Annotated in this window: 18 protein-coding genes and 2 tRNA genes; 10 read left to right on the forward strand and 10 right to left on the reverse strand. The window is 63.4% G+C overall.

The genetic code is table 11. The features are described from left to right. Window positions 1-81: 81 nt before the first annotated feature. From AC1HFW_RS30700 to AC1HFW_RS30710, 3 genes are all read left to right on the forward strand, one after another. A complete protein-coding gene (locus tag AC1HFW_RS30700) occupies window positions 82-1023 on the forward strand; it encodes a LysR family transcriptional regulator (RefSeq protein WP_009459599.1) in 942 nt (313 codons plus the stop codon). Between the two features lie 490 nt (window positions 1024-1513). Next, window positions 1514-2704 carry a glutathione-independent formaldehyde dehydrogenase gene (locus AC1HFW_RS30705; RefSeq protein ID WP_229295629.1) on the forward strand — a complete coding sequence of 397 codons (1191 nt, stop codon included), beginning with the start codon at window positions 1514-1516 and terminating at the stop codon, window positions 2702-2704. A gap of 503 nt (window positions 2705-3207) precedes the next feature. Then, on the forward strand, window positions 3208-4098 hold the full coding sequence (locus tag AC1HFW_RS30710) for a LysR family transcriptional regulator (protein ID WP_019726376.1): 891 nt from the start codon (window positions 3208-3210) through the stop codon (window positions 4096-4098). 22 nt (window positions 4099-4120) lie between these two features. On the opposite strand, the gene AC1HFW_RS30715 is transcribed toward AC1HFW_RS30710, so the two are convergent. Further along, window positions 4121-4414, reverse strand: coding sequence for a helix-turn-helix domain-containing protein (locus tag AC1HFW_RS30715; RefSeq protein ID WP_009459591.1), 294 nt, complete (start codon window positions 4412-4414; stop codon window positions 4121-4123). On the opposite strand from AC1HFW_RS30715, the gene AC1HFW_RS30720 reads away from it, so the two are divergent. After that, complete coding sequence (locus AC1HFW_RS30720) at window positions 4372-5187, forward strand: substrate-binding domain-containing protein (protein ID WP_023095485.1); 816 nt, start codon at window positions 4372-4374, stop codon at window positions 5185-5187. The two genes, AC1HFW_RS30715 and AC1HFW_RS30720, sit on opposite strands and share 43 nt — an antisense overlap. Window positions 5188-5305: 118 nt before the next feature. Next, window positions 5306-6274, forward strand: a complete 969-nt coding sequence (locus AC1HFW_RS30725) for a Dyp-type peroxidase (RefSeq protein ID WP_009459580.1) — start codon at window positions 5306-5308, stop codon at window positions 6272-6274. 37 nt (window positions 6275-6311) lie between these two features. Here the strand turns inward: AC1HFW_RS30725 and AC1HFW_RS30730 are convergent, their stop codons facing one another. Together AC1HFW_RS30730 and AC1HFW_RS30735 are read right to left on the reverse strand one after the other, a co-directional pair. Beyond that, window positions 6312-8255, reverse strand: a complete 1944-nt coding sequence (locus AC1HFW_RS30730) for a tyrosine-type recombinase/integrase (RefSeq protein ID WP_009459572.1) — start codon at window positions 8253-8255, stop codon at window positions 6312-6314. 226 nt (window positions 8256-8481) lie between these two features. Beyond that, a tRNA-Gly gene (locus AC1HFW_RS30735) sits at window positions 8482-8557 on the reverse strand. A gap of 191 nt (window positions 8558-8748) precedes the next feature. On the opposite strand from AC1HFW_RS30735, the gene AC1HFW_RS30740 reads away from it, so the two are divergent. Next, window positions 8749-9228: a carboxymuconolactone decarboxylase family protein gene (locus tag AC1HFW_RS30740; protein ID WP_006393205.1), complete on the forward strand. Its 480-nt coding sequence runs from the start codon at window positions 8749-8751 to the stop codon at window positions 9226-9228. A 57-nt stretch (window positions 9229-9285) separates the two neighbouring features. Here the strand turns inward: AC1HFW_RS30740 and pdxR are convergent, their stop codons facing one another. Next, window positions 9286-10701, reverse strand: coding sequence for a MocR-like pyridoxine biosynthesis transcription factor PdxR (pdxR, locus tag AC1HFW_RS30745; RefSeq protein ID WP_479286331.1), 1416 nt, complete (start codon window positions 10699-10701; stop codon window positions 9286-9288). Between the two features lie 110 nt (window positions 10702-10811). Here pdxR and AC1HFW_RS30750 point away from each other — a divergent pair, with 110 nt between their 5' ends. After that, window positions 10812-11258, forward strand: coding sequence for a GNAT family N-acetyltransferase (locus AC1HFW_RS30750; RefSeq protein WP_479286333.1), 447 nt, complete (start codon window positions 10812-10814; stop codon window positions 11256-11258). Further along, entirely contained in the window at window positions 11255-11893 is a 639-nt protein-coding gene (locus tag AC1HFW_RS30755; protein ID WP_479286334.1) for an FMN-dependent NADH-azoreductase, read from the forward strand. The genes AC1HFW_RS30750 and AC1HFW_RS30755 overlap by 4 nt, the downstream gene beginning before the upstream one ends. A gap of 36 nt (window positions 11894-11929) precedes the next feature. On the opposite strand, the gene AC1HFW_RS30760 is transcribed toward AC1HFW_RS30755, so the two are convergent. Continuing rightward, window positions 11930-12271: an immunity protein Imm33 domain-containing protein gene (locus AC1HFW_RS30760; protein WP_479286336.1), complete on the reverse strand. Its 342-nt coding sequence runs from the start codon at window positions 12269-12271 to the stop codon at window positions 11930-11932. Between the two features lie 110 nt (window positions 12272-12381). Continuing rightward, a tRNA-Gly gene (locus AC1HFW_RS30765) sits at window positions 12382-12457 on the reverse strand. Between the two features lie 308 nt (window positions 12458-12765). On the opposite strand from AC1HFW_RS30765, the gene murB reads away from it, so the two are divergent. Continuing rightward, on the forward strand, window positions 12766-13800 hold the full coding sequence (murB, locus tag AC1HFW_RS30770) for a UDP-N-acetylmuramate dehydrogenase (protein WP_479286338.1): 1035 nt from the start codon (window positions 12766-12768) through the stop codon (window positions 13798-13800). A 58-nt stretch (window positions 13801-13858) separates the two neighbouring features. Here murB and dapB read toward each other — a convergent pair whose 3' ends face one another. Next, the gene (gene dapB / locus AC1HFW_RS30775; RefSeq protein ID WP_006393211.1) at window positions 13859-14650 is read right to left on the reverse strand and encodes a 4-hydroxy-tetrahydrodipicolinate reductase; all 792 of its coding nucleotides are present in this window, start codon (window positions 14648-14650) and stop codon (window positions 13859-13861) included. Between the two features lie 17 nt (window positions 14651-14667). Continuing rightward, window positions 14668-15204 carry an outer membrane protein assembly factor BamE gene (locus tag AC1HFW_RS30780; protein WP_035360029.1) on the reverse strand — a complete coding sequence of 179 codons (537 nt, stop codon included), beginning with the start codon at window positions 15202-15204 and terminating at the stop codon, window positions 14668-14670. 156 nt (window positions 15205-15360) lie between these two features. Between AC1HFW_RS30780 and fur the strand changes: the two genes are divergently transcribed. Next, a complete protein-coding gene (gene fur / locus AC1HFW_RS30785) occupies window positions 15361-15780 on the forward strand; it encodes a ferric iron uptake transcriptional regulator (RefSeq protein WP_006223539.1) in 420 nt (139 codons plus the stop codon). 180 nt (window positions 15781-15960) lie between these two features. Here the strand turns inward: fur and recN are convergent, their stop codons facing one another. Together recN and AC1HFW_RS30795 are read right to left on the reverse strand one after the other, a co-directional pair. Further along, entirely contained in the window at window positions 15961-17622 is a 1662-nt protein-coding gene (gene recN, locus AC1HFW_RS30790; protein WP_479286340.1) for a DNA repair protein RecN, read from the reverse strand. A 13-nt stretch (window positions 17623-17635) separates the two neighbouring features. Then, a complete protein-coding gene (locus AC1HFW_RS30795; RefSeq protein WP_054432966.1) occupies window positions 17636-18535 on the reverse strand; it encodes an NAD kinase in 900 nt (299 codons plus the stop codon). Window positions 18536-18615 lie beyond the last annotated feature (80 nt).

Genomic DNA, 18615 nt, shown 5'->3' on the forward strand with positions numbered 1-18615 from the left:
CAAGGTTGAACGCAGATCGAAGCGTGCACAGGTTTTTTCATAAAAGTATAAAATTCAATCAACTCTATCAGAAGAAAATCTATGATCGTAAGAAACTTTGAATACTTGCTTGCTTTGCACCGTGAAGGCCATTTTGGCAACGCGGCAAAAAGCTGCAATGTTTCTCAGCCGACACTCTCCGCGGGCATCAAGCAATTGGAGGAAGACATGGGTGTCGAGATCGTGCGTCATGGCCGACGCTACGACGGGCTCACTTCTGAAGGAATGCGCGTACTGTCTTGGGCTCAGCAGATGTATGACGACTGCAAAGGACTGGAGCGAGAAATCTCCGCACTACGGCGGGGTATAGAGGGGAAATTCCGGCTAGGGATACTCCCAGGAACTGCCGGCGTAGCACCCACATTAAGCATCGCCCTTGCCGAAAAAACACCTTTACTTCAACAATCAATTCTGGTCTCCGGCGCTTCTTCCCTGCTGCAGGCGATTCGAGAAAACAATCTGGATATCGCACTCATGCATTTGGAGGATATTCCAGGGGAAGACTTCGATACTCACCTTCTGTACCGTGAACGCATTTTCCTTTTTCACGCCGCTAGAACACAGCAACCCCGAAGCACAACGTGGGACCATGTTCTTAATAGACAACTGTGCCTGCTGAACTCGGCAGTACCTGAATCCATTCAAGATAGACTGACGCAATGTACCGCACAGACTATTCGCACTGATTCAATTGACGTGCTATCGGCACACGTGGCGACAGGAAAATATTCGGCAGTTCTTCCGCAATCTCTCGCCGGCCAACTCGCACACATTCCGAATCTCCACGCAATCGGTATCAGTGGACCAATGTCACACTCAAATGTCGGATTCGTTGCTGGGAAAAATGCGTTCGAGGCACCGTCATCGCACGCATTGCTCGAAATGGTGCACACCCCAGAACTGGCCGCCGCTCTTCAATCCGTTATATCGATCCATCGTCGGTTCCAGCCCAAAGCAGACTCATCCCAAAGCCCCTTGAAATAGCGAGTCTCGAAGAGCAACGCTGTATTGCTTCAACCAGGCAAAGATGGCAGGCACGCCGTGTGCGCCGCTAACAGGCGCCACGTGCTGAGCAACCCATCGAAGGCCACCAGGTCTAGGGGCAACACGGGCGACAGGAGTACCTGCTGCATGCGGCCTCCTCATGTCTCGCTGGGTCAAGCTGACTATTCCTAGATCAAGCTAGGAGGCGCGATGTAGTGATGATCGTTGTCCTCTCCCAGCTAGGAGACGAGCACGGCTCGACGAGCCCGTGTAGATAGATCGTGTCTATCTGCACATAGATTATTCCAGTTTGACCACTTCTGAGCTTGATCCGATGCTGTCAAGACCGCAGAAGGAGACGCGGCCAACGGCTAGGCAGTACCACGATCGTTCTTCTTGACAGCGGTAAGTCTCGTTTCCCACTTCGATTTAGAAGATGGAAACATTAACGCACAGAGGTGACGAAATGACTCCGACCGGTAACCGAATCGTGACTTTCGAGAAGCCCTTGGAAATGAAGGTCAACACCTTCAAATTTCCAGAGCTGATAACCCCTCAAGGGAAAAGTGCACCCCACGGCGCTATCCTCAAAATAGTTACCACAAATATCTGTGGCAGCGACCTTCACATTTATCGCGGTTCGTTTGCTGTTCCCAAGGGAATGACCATGGGCCATGAAATGACCGGCGAAGTGATCGAAGTGGGATCAGACGTCGAAGTCGTGAAGAAGGGCGACATCGTTTCCGTCCCCTTCAATGTGGGTTGTGGGCGTTGCTACAACTGCAAGCATATGCGCTCCGATGTATGCGAGAACACCAACCCCGAAATCGACTGCGGAGCCTACGGGTTCAACCTCGGTGGCTGGACGGGGGGCCAAGGTGATTATCTCTTCGTACCGTATGCGGATTTCAATCTCCTGCGCTTTCCTGACAAGGATGCCGCCATGGAAAAGATCCGCGACCTGACCCTTCTCTCTGACGTACTACCCACAGCTTTCCATGGGTTCGCTGGCCCTGATTGGCCAGCCGCACCGGCCTACGTCGTCGGCGAAAACATCCTGATCTTCGGTGCCGGGCCGGTCGGCAGAGCGGGTGCCGCCTGCGCCAGACTTCTGGGTGCAGGCGCCATCATCGTTGCCGATTACATTCAAGAGCGGCTGGACCTTCTCAAGCCACACGGCGTGGAAACCATCAACCTTTCCGACGGCGTGCCGATCGAGGAACATCTCGAACGCATTACCGGGCACAGGGAGGTGGATCGCGTCATCGACTATGTTGGTGTGGACTGCCGCGGGTTTGGCGCGGAGGCTGACAAGATCGTGGAGAGCGCTGTTACCAACGCAATGCTCAAATATGTCCGCTTCGGCGGAATGACCAGCACGGTCGGTGTGTACTGCGCAAACCCGATCTCGAAAGACCCGAAAGCCAAGAAAGGCCATATGGATCTGGAATGGTCCAACGCCTGGATCAAGTCGCCGCGAATGTCGGCTGGTCAATCCCCGACGGCCAATTACAACCACGCGTTAATGCGGGCGATACTGAACGATCGCATGCCTTACCTTTCGCCGATGATGAACACTAAGTTCATCAAGCTCGAAGACGCGCCCGCCGCGTACAAAGAGTTCGACGCGGGTTCTGCATACAAGTACGTCATCGACCCGCATGGTTCAGTGCGGCAGTAAGTATCCGGCGCGGGCTACGCATCAGGATGTCTCACACTTTCTGGTGAGAGACATTCTGGCTCCTCTAGTCTCCGGCCAGCAACTGAAGCCGGCGAATATTTTCGCCGGCATTTGTCTGCTGCCCCAAGGCGTTGTGATTTTGACGGGGTGCTTGCCTTGGCTCGGGCCAGGAGCAGAACCTCAGCAATCCGCAGGTGATGATCAACCGCAGGCGTGTTCGAGCGCCTGGTTCGCAATCGGTCAAGGGTCGGACGGAGAAGATGCGCGGCATCCATTGATGTGCGTGGCTGAACATAGCCTTCGCCTGATCCTGACCACCCCACGGACTTGATCAGTCTCGCCTGGTGTTGTGCCGGCCTCGGGCCATCGCACGATCAGCCCAGCCCTGGCTCATTTAGCCAGAAGTTTCCAAAGACGTGGCCGAACTCGCCGCCGCCGAAATGGCAGTCACTTCTATAGGGAGATAGCACAGTGTTGGATAAGTCGGAACGGGAGGGTGGCCTATGGAGCTGCGCCATCTTCGCTGCTTCGTAGTTCTTGCTGAGGAGCTACATTTCACGCGGGCGGCTGAGCGCTTGCATATCGAACAACCACCGCTATCACGAGCCATCAAGGAACTTGAGGACGAGTTGGGCGTAGTGCTCTTCGACCGAAACCGACGAGGAACAGTTCTGACGGCGGCGGGTGCGGTCTTCTTGCAAGATGTACGCCGTCTATTCACTGTGCTGGAACAGGCTCGTGAAAATGCCAAGGCTGTGGCATCGGGCTTGCGCGGTAGCCTGCGCATCGCAGTATCAGATGGAGCTATCGATCCACGACTGTCGGCATTTCTGGCTCGTTGTCGCGCCGAGGAGCCGGAGATCGAAATACGCTTGTCAGAAGTGCCTCTGGCAGAGCAAGTGCGCGGTTTGCGCTCGGGCGACTTCATGATCGGGTTCGCGCACACGGCCGATGTCGGCGACGGTATCGCTGCCGAGGCAATCTGGCACGACCCGCTGGTGATTGCTGTGCCAGCTCGGCACTCATTGCTCACCTACAAGGAGGTGCCACTTCAAGAACTCCAAGGCCATCCACTTGTCCTGTGCGACCCGCAGGTATGCGAGGGTTATTGCCGCGAACTCAAGCGGCTGCTCAACACGTTGGAGCACAAGCTGAATGTTGTCGAGGAAGTATCCTCACTGGACATGATGCTCACCTTGGTCGGCGCCGGCTACGGCATCGGCTTCATGACGGCGACCAAGATTCCCATCTCTCAACGGCCGGATGTGGTGATCCGCCCCTTGGCGATGGATTCTGCCGTGATCACGACCTACCTGCTTCGGCCCGACGGCAGCAATTTATCGGCTTCGGTAGAGCGATTTGTCGTTCGCCTACGCGACTCATCGGACGGTTGACGGAGCCTGGCAAGCCAGACACTCAGGGATCGGTGTCGGCACGCAGATTGCGTTCGGTCGCCGTCATCAGGTCAGCCGCGCTTATTCCGAGTGCCGTAGAAATTTTCAGTATGAGCGGAAGCGTGGGCACGTGCTCACCACGCTCGATCTTACCCATGTGAGAACGCGAAATGCTTGCCCGAGATGCGAACTCGTCTTGCGCGACTCCTTGAGCGACGCGCGCAGCGCGCACGGCCTGTCCGAAGGCTAACGCCGACTCGGATTCATACGTCGATGTGCCAGAAGGACGGCCTGGCTGAATTGTTGATTTCTGCATTAGCAGAAGCGTCAAACAATCTGCCACAATTAACCACGTTAAAGATAACGACGTTAAACTTCACTCTTTACTGCGACGCTGGTTTGCCTTTCTGGACAGATCGCTTATTGGGGGCCCTCATGCATGACGCCACCAGCCAGTTTTCCCATTTCAGGCTTGCTATCGCACCTGGAGTGCCATCCTCTTGCCTCATAACGCTTCTTGCCCTTCAGCGCGCAGAGGAGCCTGAAGTCACCATCGCGTTCTTTGAGACCTCGGGCGACGACCTGATGACGGGCCTTGAGGAAGGCCGCTACGACGCCGGAATCTCGCTTCGGAACGCTGGTGCTCCAGCCGTGAAAAGCCAGCCGCTCTGGGTCGAGAACGTGGCCGTTGCAATGCCGCTGGGGTCCCCCTTACTTGCCCAGGCGAAGATCACGCTTGCCGAGCTTCTGGACTATCCGGTGTTTCGCTGGCCGGCGGAGGCATGCCTACTGCTCGATCAGCGACTGTCTTCCCTTCCGTTGAGCCAACAGAGCGTGCAGCATGTGACTTCGTTCGAGATGATGGCGCTTTGGGTCACCGCTGGCTACGGTGTGGGGCTCTCGGCGCAATCGCGCATGGAGCGTGCCCATGCGTGGGGGATCACTATGCGACCGCTTTCAGACGGCCCCTACGAGATCGTGACATACCTGCAGCGGCCCCACGGACGAGCCAATGCTGTTTCTGAGCGGTTCGAGCACAGGGCAATGCTGGTTGCCAGGGATAGGGCGGCTTGCTCGAATATCCCATAGCCCGCTCTCGCCGAGGCTGCGTTCGGGTAATTACCGCGGCACGCACCTGTTAGCGCGCCAGTGATAGCGCTTCCATCTTTGGCAATATGATGAATTAACATGGTCTTTGGAGGCACGAATGGTTGGAAGTGGTTGGGACCGAGTACCAATTGACTCGCAAAGCATCGATGCGCCGCTGTCGCGCGCGGCGGTGTTTCTCACGTTGACGGTCGCCGAGGGCCACGAGGCCCTTCAGGCGGTCGCCGGCATCTTGGACGGGCTGGACGACCTGATCAAAACGGTGGGCTTCCGCGATCTCAACGGCCGGCTGTCGTGCATCACTGCGCTGGGATCGGCGCTATGGGACCGTTTCCAGACCGGGAAGCGCCCGAAGGAACTACGGCCCTTCGTGCCCATCGAGGGTGCCAAGCACACCGCGCCTGCCACGCCCGGCGACCTGTTCTTTCACATCCGTGCCGAACGTGAGGATCTCTGTTTTGAATTCGAGCGCCTGCTGCTGGACCAACTGGGCAGCAGCGTGACGGTGGCCGACGAGGTGGTCGGTTTTCGCTACTTCGACTCCCGCGACCTGCTTGGCTTTGTCGATGGCACGGCCAACCCGACCGGGCACGACATCGGCGCCTCGACGCTGGTCGGCAGTGAAGATCAGGCGTTCGCCGGCGGTAGCTACTTGGTGGTGCAGAAGTATCTGCACCAAATGCAGCCGTGGGCTCGGCTCGCCAAGGACGAGCAAGAGCGGATCATCGGCCGGGAGATCGTCAGCAATGTCGAATTGCCCGACGCGACGAGCGGCCAGAAATCGCACAAGACCCTCGCCACAATCGTGGACGACGACGGCACCGAGCACGACATCCTGCGCGACAACATGCCCTTCGGCCGCCCCGGCCAGGGCGAATATGGCACCTACTTCATCGGCTACTCCAGGCATCTGTGGGTGACGCAGAAGATGCTGGAGCGCATGTTCCTCGGCGATCCGCCAGGCATGCACGACCGCCTGCTCGATTTCTCGACGGCGCACACCGGCGCCGTGTTCTTCGCTCCCGCACCGCGCACGCTGAGCGAACTCGTGGAGGCGGTGCAAGCGTAATGCAGGGGCCACAAGGCCCCTGCAAGGTTTGAGAGCCCTATGCTCCGTCTAGAACTACTGCGCTATCCACCAGCCGACGAACGCTTTGCCGCACATCCTCGGGGATGGGGTAAGGGGCAATGGCCTCGGGCATATCCGCATGGTGCTGGTAGTCGCCCATGATGACCCGGATGATCGCCGGCACGTTGGTCGGCGTGACCGCATCAATGGCCGCGCGGTCCCCCAGGTCAGGGTGCGGCTGGGTCAGCATGCGGTACAGATCCCACGAATCCGCGTGCAGGCACTGGTTCATGAGCACCTGGGCCAGCTTGTGCTTGAGCGGCACCAGTTGCCAATCGGGAACACGCTGCCCCCGATTACCCAAACTGATGGACAGCAACTTGCCCGCTTTCAGTTCGCGGTTGATCTGGTCCTTGGACTTTCCAGCCAGCTTGCCGAACAGCGGGACCGGCAAGCTGCTTGGAGACTCGTAGATGGTCAGCATTTCCTCGCGCTCGCGCTGGATCGCGGACACTTCCGGCTCTGGGGCATGCGTCGGAGGCGGCGGCACCTGAGACAGCCGCTGGAACGTGATCCCGCCGCTGCTCGGGGTTACGACAATAGGCGTGGCCACGACGGGCGGGACGCCGGGAGGAGTGGGCTCGGCCATCGTGAGGGTCGCATCCATCGTTTCCTCCACTTCTGCCATTGCCGGCACCCCGTCGATACGGATGGTCAGGTGCGCGCTCGCGGCTTCCACTTCGCCCTGTTCGAGCAGGTCGAGCCGATCGGCCCAGTCCTGCATCATCCGACGGCGCGGCTCAACGTACTTGGCGTGGTTGTAGGACGAACTCACCTTATTGGGGTCGGAATGGGAAAGCTGCGCGTCCACCCAAATCTTCGGGTAGCCAATCTCGTTGAGCGCCGTCGAGATGGTGCCGCGGATGCCGTGGCCGGTCAGGCGCCCCTCATAGCCCATGAGCTGCACGGCCTTGTTGAGGGTGTTCTCGCTGATGCGCTTCTTGAGTTCGCTGCGGTGTGACAGCAGGTACCTCTGCGCCGGCCGCATCACCCCCAGAAGATAGCGCACGATCTCGATGGCCTGCAGGGATAGCGGCACGATATAGGGGGGCACATCCTGCGGCCGCTTCCCTGCCTTGCGCATTTCATCCTGGAGCTGCTTGACGATCTGCGGCGGGATGATCCACAAGCCCCTGTCGAGGTCGAACTGTTCGGGTTCGGCCAACCGCAGTTCGCCGGTGCGCACCCCGGTCAGGAACAGCAGCCGGACGCCAAGCTGGGTCTGCCAGCCACGGGGGTTGTAGAGCCGGAGCTTCTGGAGGAACTCGGGCATCTCGGGCAGGTGCAAGTAGGGGTTGTGGGCTACCGGGGGCTTGGGTTCGGCTACCACGTCCAGGTCTGCGGCCGGGTTGACCTCCAGCCCCTCGGCGATGACCAGGGCATAACGGAACATCTGGTTGAACCAGGTGCGGACCTTTTCCGCAGTAGTGAACGCCTTGCGCTTCTCGATCGCCGCCAGGACGCCCAGAAGCTGAGGGCGGCGAATGTCATAGATCGACATCTTCCCCAGAGTGGGCAGCACGTCTTTGTTAAAGATGCGCAGGATCTGGGAAAGCGTGCTCTGACGGCCTTCCTTGAGTTCCTTACGGCGATGCTCGACCCAAGCATCGAAGACGGTCTTGAAGGTGTATTCGCCCGCCAGCTTGGCCGCGTGCCGTTTCTGGTCGCGCTCGACCTGGGGATCGATCCCCCTGGCAAGCAGGGCCTGGGCCTTGTCTCGCTCGGTCCGGGCTTCACGCAGGCTGAGGGCAGGATAGCCGCCCAGGCACAGGCGCTTTTGCTTGCCCAGCCAGTAGTAGCGGAATTGCCATGACTTGCCGCCTGCGGCTGAGACCATCAGGCCCAGGCAGTCGTTGTCGGAGAGGGTGTAGCGTTTTCCGGTGGTCTTCGCCTGCCGGACGGTCAGATCAGAGAGCGCCATTTCGAGACTCCTAAGTAATGACTTAGGCCCTATGCTCGTCATGGTTCCCGCTCAGCCCCAGCAACTATCCGGTAGCCGCCCCACCCGTATTCTTGTGCCTTATTTGGTCACTCAAAAACGGTAGCTGTGGGTGGATTTCCGTGGCACTCGCTGGAATGAAAAAAGGAGCCGAAGCTCCTTTTTTCAATGACCTACAGACCCCAGTAGAAGTCTGTGGATCAAAATTTGGAGCGGGAGACGAGTCTCGAACTCGCGACCTCAACCTTGGCAAGGTTGCGCTCTACCAACTGAGCTACTCCCGCGCGGATACTGCTGTACTGCGAAGAGGCGAGAGTATACCGTAATTTGAAAGCGGGGCAAGCGGGTGCGGCGCCAGGCCGCATGGCCCAGACTAAATGGCGATTCTTGGCGCTTTGTCGCGGCGGCCGCTGACGGCACCATGTGGGTATGCGGCGATGTCGTCCGCAATCCCTTACACAAAGGTGTCCGTGACATGACCCAGCGTCTGAATTACTTCCAGGTTTCCGCCGAACTGTCCAAGCATTACCTCGACTTCAGCACCGCGCTGAAAAAAAAGGCCGTCATCCGCGAATTCAATGATCTCGTGACGATCCGCGCCTCGCAGATCAACGGTTGCGGCTTCTGCCTGGACATGCACGTCAAGCAGGCCAAGATCGGCGGCGAGCGCGAACTGCGCCTGCACCACATCGCCATCTGGCGTGAATCCACCCTGTTCAGCCCGCGCGAGCGCGCCGCGCTGGAATGGACCGAGGCGTTGACCACGCTGCACCCGCACGGCGTGTCCGACGCGGTGTACGAGCAGGTCCGCGGCCAGTTGTCCGAAGCGGAAATCTCGGACCTCACCTTCCTGGTGGTGGGCATCAACGGCTGGAATCGCCTGAACGTGGCCTTCCGCACCGAGCCGGGTTCGGCCGACGAGGCGTTCGGCCTTGACAAGGCCGGGTTGAAGTAAGCGGGGTCCAGGCCGGCGGTGGCGCGCCCCGCCCGGATGACGCCGCGCTTGCCATCGCTACATCAGTTCCAGGATGCGGCGGCCGAGTTGCTCGGCGCGCTCCTGCGATTCGATGTTGGTGAAGCTCATCAAGAGGCCGGCGCCGCAGGGTGCGGCGGTCGTCCAGCGCGACAGGGCGTGCGCATAGATGCCGTGCTCGACCATGCGCTGCGCCAGCGGGCGATCCGTCTGGTGGCCCTGCATCCGCACCAGCAGATGCATGCCGCCCGGCTGCGGATTGATCGGCATGGTGGGACCGAACACCTTGGCCAGGCCCGCGGCGGTGGCGTCGCGGCGCTCGGAATAGAGCCGCCGCATGCGCTGGATGTGCCGCGCGAAATGGCCTTCCAGCATGAAGGTGCTGACCAGCGCCTGGGTCAGGCCCGGAATGCCGTTGCCGAGCACCCGGTTCACGTCCTCGAAGCGCCGCACCTGGGCCTCGGGCACCACCAGGTAGGCCAGGCGGATGCCGGGAAACATGACCTTGCTGAACGTGCCGGCGTAGAGCACGCGGCCATGGCGGTCCAGGCTCTTGAGCGCCGGCAGCGGCCGGCTGACGTAGCGGTATTCGCCGTCGTAGTCGTCTTCCACGATCCAGCGCTGGTTGCGCTCGGCCCATTCCAGCAGCGCCTGGCGGCGCGTCAATGACAGCGTCACGCTCAGCGGACTCTGGTGCGCGGGCGTGACGATCGCGGCGCTCGCCCGCGGCGCCTGCGCGATACCCCGCGACACCATGATGCCTTCGGCATCGACTTCCACCGGCGCCAGCGCCAGGCCCGAGTGCTTCAACAGTTCGCGCGTCGGCGGATAGCCGGGGTCTTCCACCCAGACTTCGTCGCCGGGCTGCAGCAGCGCCTGGATCACCAGGTTCAGGCTCTCGCGATAGCCGGACGTGATGAACACTTGCGCCGGCGCGCAGTGGATGCCGCGCGCGACCTGCAGGTGCGCGGCGATCGCGGTGCGCAGCGCGGGCAGGCCGTCGGCGGGCGGGTAGGACAGGTCTGCCGCCTGCGTGGCGCGCAGGTGGCGGGCGCCGAGCCGCGCCCAGATCTTGCGCGGAAAGGCGTCCAGCGCCGGCAGGCCCATCTGGAACGGCAGCAGCGTCGGCGGCTGGCGCCAAGTGTCGGGGTCCGGCTTGGCGGGCGGCGGCAGCGGCCGGGGCGCGGCCTGCGCATGCAGGCCGGGGGTGACCACGGTGCCGGCCTGGCCGCGCGGTTGCACATAGCCTTCGGCGTGCAGCAGCGAGTAGGCCATCTCGATGGTGCCGCGCGCCACGCCCAGGTCCTTGGCCAGCGCGCGCGCGGACGGAATGCGGTCGCCCGGCTTGAGCGTGCCCTGGGCAATCGCGCCGCGAAAGCGCTCGTAGACCTGCCGGTACAGCGGTTCGTCGCCGGAGGCGGCGGGTGGCAGGCTGGCAAGGGAAGCGAGTGTCATGGCCTAGTCGGAAGGTCAATTTATGGTCCTTCAAATTATGGCATGGCTTCCTTAGCATCATGGTTGTGCCCGCCCTGGCGGCGGGTGGTTTCTTTCAAGACAGGATCCTCATGAGTCAACAGGACATCCGCCCTATCGAGTCCGCCGAGGCGCTGCGCGCCTGCTTCCCGGTCATGCGGGAATTGCGCCCGCACCTGGCCGACGAGCACGACTTCGTCGAACGCGTGGCGCGCATGCGCGCCGAGAATTACGCCTTGCTGGCGGTGTGGGAGGGCGGCGCGCCCGTCGCGCTGGCCGGCTACCGCTTCCAGGAAAACCTGATCTACGGCCGTTTCCTCTATGTCGACGACCTGGTCGTCACCGAGCGCAGCCGCGGCGGGCGCCATGGCGCCGCCCTGTTGCAGGCGCTCGAACGCATGGCGCGCGAGGCCGGCTGCGCCAAGCTGGTGCTGGACACCGGGCTGGCCAACGCGCTGGCGCAGCGCTTCTACTTCCGGCAAGGCCTGCTGACGGGCGCGATGCGCTTCAGCAAGGCGCTGGGGGAGCAAGCGGCATGAGCGTCCTGCGTTTGATTTGCAGCCCGCGCGGCGCGGAATCGGAAAGCCATCGGCTGTCGCAGTTCATCGTCGATGGCCTGGCGCGGGCCGATGCCGCGCGTGGCCGCGACCTCGTCGAGATCGACGCCAACCGGCTGCCCCATGTGGATGCCGAATACGCCTGGGCGCTGGGATCGCCCTCTGATCCGGATGGCGATCCCGCCGGATCGTTGCGCCAGTCCGACCGCTTGATCCAATCCCTGGCCGATGCCGACTACGTCGTCATCGCCACGCCGATGCACAACTACACCGTGCCGTCGGCGCTGAAGGTGTGGATCGATCACGTGGTACGGGTTCGCAGCACGTTCACCGTGACGCGTGAAGGCAAGGTCGGCGTGCTGGCCGACAAGCCGGTTTTCGTGGCGGTGTCGTCGGGTGGCCTGTTCTCCGGGAGCGAGGCGCGCCAGCCGGATTTCCTGACGCCCTACCTGAAGGTGGCGCTGGCCACCATCGGCCTGAAGCAGTTGACGTTCTTTTCGGTGGAAGGCACCGCGATGGGCGGGCAGGCGCTGGAGGCGGCCCGCTTGCGGACCCAGGCGGAGATCGCGGCGTATTTCGCCGATGCGGCTGACGCCCTGGCCGAGGGCGTCGTCTAGGCGCTGTGCGGGCGCCTGCCAAGGCGGACAGGCCTTTCAGGCGTCCATCCACACGTCTTCGTAGCCCTGGTCGTCGATGATGAACTTCGCGCCTGGCGGCAGGCGCAGGTAGTCGACGACCCGCGGCAGCAGCGTCGCCAGGTGCGCGGTGTGGATGGGTTGGTAGAAGTCGTCGGCGTCCGAGTGTTCGCCGCCGTGGATGAACCAGCTGACGGTGCCGCCGGGCGGCAATGCGATGCGCGTGCCGTGAATCGGCATGATGTCCAGGGTATGCAGGGCGACCGCGACCATCTCTTCCGGCGCCATGCCTTGCATGCCGTATCTGGCGCAGATCTCGCAGATCTCGTCCCGTGCAGCGGTTTGCGAAGGTGTCGTCATGCAGGTCATTTCCGGTTGTTGTGCGCGTTATTGTCGCCGCGGAAATGAAAAAAGGGCCCGCAGGCCCTTTCTTGCAACATGCGCAGTGTGAAGACACTGCCCATAAAATCTGGAGCGGGAGACGAGTCTCGAACTCGCGACCTCAACCTTGGCAAGGTTGCGCTCTACCAACTGAGCTACTCCCGCATGGGTCCGCAATCTCTGGCTTGGTGAAAATTCCACGCAGTGCCAGTGCAAACCATTTCTTATTGCCAACCACTTTCGCGGTTGCCTGATCAACTTGGTTATCGATCAGAAGGCGCGCATTCTACATGATTTTTTTCGATCGTGCTTGCCGCTGGCTGATTGCCGGGGCAGGCGGATCGCGCTGAACTTCGCGTGGCCAAGGTCGCACTGGGTGTGCACTAAGCGCGTGCACGACGTGAAACCTGGCTGCCAAGCTCAATCAAGTAATATGAGCGAAGACAGAAAATATAGCACACCCGGTAGTATCCATGTCAAATTCCTCTGCCACCACGCCTGCCTTGACCCCCGCGACGCGCGATCTTTCCGCCCTGAACACCCTGGGCCTGGCGTCCACGGCGCAGGCCTGCGTGACGCTCGACGATGTGGCGCAATTGCCGGCGCTGTCGGCCCTGGCCGCGCGGCACGACCGGCTGCTGGTGCTGGGCGGCGGCAGCAATGTGGTGCTGCCCGAGACCGTGCCGGGCCTGGTGGCGCGCGTGGCGCTGCGCGGCGTGCGCCTGTTGCGGGCCGAGGCCGATGCGTGGCGGGTGGAGGCGGCCGCCGGCGAGACCTGGCATGGCTTTGTCGCCGAATGCGTGAGGCAGGGGTGGGACGGCCTGGAAAACCTGGCGTTGATCCCGGGCACGGTCGGCGCGGCGCCGGTGCAGAACATCGGCGCCTACGGCGTCGAGCTGGCCGACCGCTTCGACAGCCTGACCGCCTGGGACGTGCAGGCCGGCAGGTATGTCGAGATGAGCGCGGCCGATTGCCGCTTCGCCTATCGCGACAGCGTCTTCAAGCATCAGCCGCCCGGACGCTGGGTGATCGTGGCGGTGCGCTTGCGCCTGCCGCGGCCGTGGCGGCCGGTGCTGTCGTATCCGGACCTGCAGCGCCATCCCGGGTTGGCGGGCGAGCCTTCGGCGCGCGCCATTTTCGAGGCGGTCTGCGAGATCCGGCGCGCCAAGCTGCCGGATCCGGCGGTCACCGGCAACGCCGGCAGCTTTTTCAAGAATCCCATTGTGTCCGCGGCGCAGCGCGAGGCGCTTGTCGCCCGCTATCCCGGGCTGGTGTCGTACCCGCAGCCGGACGGCGGCTACAAGCTGGCGGCCGGCTGGCTGATCGACCAGTGCGGCTGGAAGGGCCGCGACCTGGGCGCGGCCGGCGTGCACGACCGGCAGGCATTGGTGCTGGTGAACCGGGGGGGCGCCACCGCCGCCGACATCCTGGCGCTGGCGCGTGCGATCCAGGACGCGGTCGCCGAGCGCTACGGCGTGGCGCTGGAGCCGGAGCCCGTGGTGGTGTGAACGGATGCCCCACAAAAAAAGGACCCTGGCGGGTCCTTTTTTTGTGGGCGCGGCGGGATCAGAGTCCCAGCACTGCCTGCATGTCGTACAGGCCGTTGTGCTTGCCTTCCAGGAAGCGGGCCGCGCGCAAGGCGCCTTCGGCGTAGGTGGCGCGGCTGGCCGAGCGGTGCGTGATCTCGATGCGTTCGCCGATGCCGCAGAACGACACGGTGTGATCGCCGACGATATCGCCGCCGCGCAGCACCGAGAAGCCGATGGTGCCGGGCTTGCGCACGCCGGTGTCGCCGTGGCGGCTCCAGGTGGCCACGTCGGGCAGGGCGACGTCCCAGGCCGAGGCGATGGTCTCGCCCATCTTGAGCGCGGTGCCCGAGGGCGCGTCGACCTTGTTGCGGTGATGCGCCTCGAACACTTCGACGTCATAGCCCGAATTCAGGATGCGGGCGGCCATGTCCAGCAGCTTGAGCGTGGCGTTGACGCCCACGCTCATGTTGGGCGCGAACACGATGGCGGTTTTCTGCGCGGCCACTTCGATGGCGGCGCGGCCGTTGTCGTCGAAGCCGGTGGTGCCGATGACGGCCTTCACGCCCAGCTTGGCGCAGGCCTGCAGGTGTTCCAGCGTGCCTTCGGGGCGGGTGAAGTCGATCAGGCAGTCGGCGTTGGCCAGCGCGGCCAGGTCGTCGGTGATGGCGACGCCGGTCTGCTGGCCCAGCGGCGCGCCCGCGTCCTGGCCCAGCGAGGGCGAGCCCTGGCGGTCGAGCGCGACCGCGAGTTGCAGGCCGTCGGCCTTCAGGACGGCGTCGATCAGCATCTGGCCCATACGGCCGCTGGCGCCGGCGATAGCAATACGCATGAAGAAAATCCTTGGGGTTAGCGCAGCGGCTCGGGGGCGTTGCCAGGCTGGCCGGGGTACTGGTTCATCGGGCTGGTGGGAGCGGCGGCGTCGCGCTTTTTCTGCTCTTCTTCCTGCTTGAGGCGGGCCTCGTCCTCGCTCAGGCGCTTGTCGGCCTTTTCGTCGGCCGTGGCGCTGGGGGTGTTCAGCTGGTAGGGTTGCAGGTCGGGCTGCTTGTCGCCTTCCCAGCGGGTCAGCCGGTCGTTCTCGAACCAGACCGTGAACTTGCGTTCCTGGGCGTCGCCGTAGCCGGGCTTGTAGTAGTAGGGGTAGTCCCAGCGGTTGGCGTGCAGCACGCTGGTCAGGGTGGGGCTGCCCAGGGCGAAGCGCACCTGCTCGCGCGTCATGCCCGGTTGCAGCAGCGCGACCTGCTCCTGGGTGATCCAGTTGCCTTGCTGGACGCCGGCTTTATAGGGGAAGCCCCACTTGTCCCCCGTGCAGCCGGCAAGGGCGACGGCCAGGGCGGCGATGGCCAATCCGGTCTTGAGCGAGCGGGAAGGAATTCGTGCAATCATGGACACTACGCGCCCCTATTATTTGGAAGCAGACAAAACCGTTATCATAAAGGTTTCATAAGGATAGTTCTGCGGGGCGGCAGGAATTCTGGGAAGCCGGCTCGCGGTTACCCGGTATCCTTGCCCATGCCAACGCGGACGGAGAGCGATTACACCATGAGCGACCAAAGCGAACTGAAAAACATGGGTTTGAAGGCGACTTTCCCGCGCCTGAAAATTCTTGATATCTTCCGTAAGTCTGACCAGCGCCACCTCAGCGCCGAAGACGTCTATCGTGCCCTGATCGGCGAAAACGTCGAGATCGGCCTGGCCACCGTCTATCGCGTGCTGACCCAGTTCGAACAGGCCGGCATCCTTGCCCGCAGCCAGTTCGACAGCGGCAAGGCCGTGTTCGAGCTCAACGACGGCGATCACCACGATCACCTGATCTGCACGAACTGCGGCAAAGTGGTCGAATTCTCGGACCCGGACATCGAAAAGCGCCAGCAGAAGATCGCCAAGGACAATGGCTTCGCGCTGGAAAGCCACGCCATGGTGCTGTACGGCATCTGCGGCAGCTGCCTGAAAGGCCGCTGAGCTTTTCCGCGTTCGACCTGACCACGGCCGCGCTCGCCGTGGTTCAGTGAAAGCAAAAGCCCCTTCTCAAAGAAGGGGCTTTTTTTATTCCCGGACGGAGTCGGGCGATGTTCCATCGCGCCCGGAGTGCCGGCGGGCGAATGGCGCGCGCCAACGAGCCGCAGGACGGGACGGCGGGGCTCAGGCCGGCGCGCGGCCGATGCCGGCCAGCATTTCGCGGGCGTGTTCGCGGGTGGTGGCGGTGAGCTTGATGCCGCCCAGCATGCGGGCGATTTCCTCGACCCGGGCGTCGTCGTCGAGTTCCTCGATGCGCGAGCGGGTGGTGCCGCGCGATTCGGTCTTGCTGACCAGGAACTGGTTGTTGCCGCAGGCCGCGACCTGCGGCAGGTGGGTGACGCACAGCACCTGGTGACGCTCGCCCAGTTCGCGCAGCAGCTTGCCGACGGCTTCGGCCACCGCGCCGCCGACGCCGCTGTCGACTTCGTCGAAGATCAGCGTGGGCACGCGCGCGGCGCGGCTGGCGATGACGGATAGCGCCAGCGAGATGCGCGACAGTTCGCCGCCCGAAGCGATCTTGGCCAGCGGCCGCGGCGTGGTGCCGGCGTGGCCGGCCACCAGGAATTCGACCTGCTCGTTGCCATGCGCCGACGGCGCGGCCGCGGCCAGCGTGGGTTCGAATTTGCCGCCTTGCATGGCCAGCGTCTGCATCGCCTGGGTGACCTGCTTGCCGAGGTCCTTGGCGATCTTGCGGCGCGCCGTGGTGAGCTTGGCGGCGGCGGCGTCGTACTGCGCCTGCGCCGCCTGCGCCTGGGCGCGCAGCGCGTCGATGTCGGCGGCGGCCTGCAGGGCCGAGAGTTCGGCGTGCAGGCTGTCGCGCAGCGCGCACAGCCCTTCGGGTTCGACGCGGAACTTGCGCGCCGTCTCGAACACCGCGCTCAGGCGCGCCTCGAGGTCGGCCAGCCGGCGCGGATCGAGATCGACGCGGCTGACGTAGTTGTTCAGGTCGGACACGGCTTCGCTGATGGCGATGCGGGCCGATTCGAGTTCGTCGTAGATGCCCTGCAGGCCGGTGTCGTGCCGCAGCATCTGCTGGATGCGGTGATTGGCCGCGGTCAGCCGATGGTGGGCCGAGTCGCCTTCGCCGTCGAGCGCGTCGAGGATCTGCGTGGCGCCGTCCAGCAGCGATTGCGAATGCGACAGGCGGGTGTGCTCGGACTGCAGCGATTCCCATTCGTCCGGCGCCAGGCCCAGGCGGTCGAGTTCGTCGACCTGCCATTGCAGCCGTTCGCGTTCGGTCGCCAGGCCGGCAGCGTCCTTTTCGGCGGATTCGAGCTGGCGCGCCAGCGCGCGCCATTGCTTCCAGGCCTGGCCGACGGCCTGGCGCAGGTCGCCATGGCCGCCATGGGCGTCCAGCAGGTCGCGCTGGGCCTCGGGGCGCATCAGGCTCTGGTGCGCGTGCTGGCCGTGGATGTCGACCAGGCTGTCGCCCAGTTCGCGCAGTTGCGCGACCGTGGCCGGCGTGCCGTTGATGTAGGCGCGGCTGCGGCCCTGCGCGTCGATCACGCGGCGCAGCGACAGTTCCTCGTCGGCGTCGATCTCGCGTTCGGCCAGCCAGGCGTTCAGCGCCGGCGGCGTGTCGAAGACGGCGGTGATGTCGGCGCGCGCGGCGCCTTCGCGCAGCACGCTGACGTCGCCGCGTTCGCCCAGCGCCAGCGCCAGCGCGTCGATGAGAATGGATTTGCCCGCGCCGGTCTCGCCGGAGAAGACGGTGAAGCCGGGACCGAAATGGATCTCGGTCTGCTCGACGATGACGAAGTCGCGGATGTGCAGGGTGCGCAGCATGTCGGGGCGCTTACTACTCTACGTTGTCGGTGGCTTGCGGCATCAGGTTCCAGTGCAGCTTGCGGCGCAGGGTGGAAAAGAAGCTGTAGCCTTCCGGATGCACGAAGCGGATGGTGTAGGGCGCGCGCTGCACGACGATGCGGTCGCCAGGCTGCAGGTCGGACCAGGTCTGCATGTCGAAATGCACGCTGGCGCCGACCTCGACCCGGCCCATGGCGGTGAGCGTCATGTTGAGCACGCCGCTGTCGGGGATCACGATGGGGCGGTTCGACAGTGTCTGCGGCGCCACCGGCACCAGCACCATGGCGTTCATGCCGGGGTGCAGGATCGGACCGTTGGCCGACAGCGCGTAGGCGGTCGAGCCGGTGGGCGTGGCGATGATCAGGCCGTCGGCGCGCTGCGTGTACATGAAGGCGCCGTCGAGTTCGACGCGCACTTCGATCATGCCGCCGCGTCCGGCGCGGTTCAGCACCACGTCGTTGAGCGCCGAGGCCGCGTACATCTGCTGGTCGCCGCGCCAAACGCTGCCTTCGAGCAGCATGCGTTCCTCGATCTGGAAGTTGCCTTCCAGCACGCGCGCCAGCGCGTCGTGCGCGTCCTGCACCGGGATGTCGGTGATGAAGCCGAGGTGGCCGTGGTTGATGCCGACCAGCGGCACGCCGAAGGGCGCCAGGTGGCGCGCCGCGCCCAGCACCGTGCCGTCGCCGCCCATGACCACCGCCAGCGAGGCGTCCTGGCCGATCTGCTCGTAGGTGGCGACCGGGTATTCCGTGAGTCCGGTGTTGCGGGCCGTGTCGGCGTCGACGAGCACCTGCCGCCCGGCCTGCGTGAGCGCGTGCGCGAGCGCCCTTAGCGGAGTGGCCAGGCCGGCGTCCTGGTATCTGCCGATCAGCGCGACGGTAGGAAAGTGCATGGTGGCGAGGCGAATCAGAAAAAGCGAAATTGGTCCGGAATCGGGCCCGTTAACCGATTATATGGGGCCGCATATCGGCT

Source organism: Achromobacter sp. ISS7 (assembly GCF_056523125.1).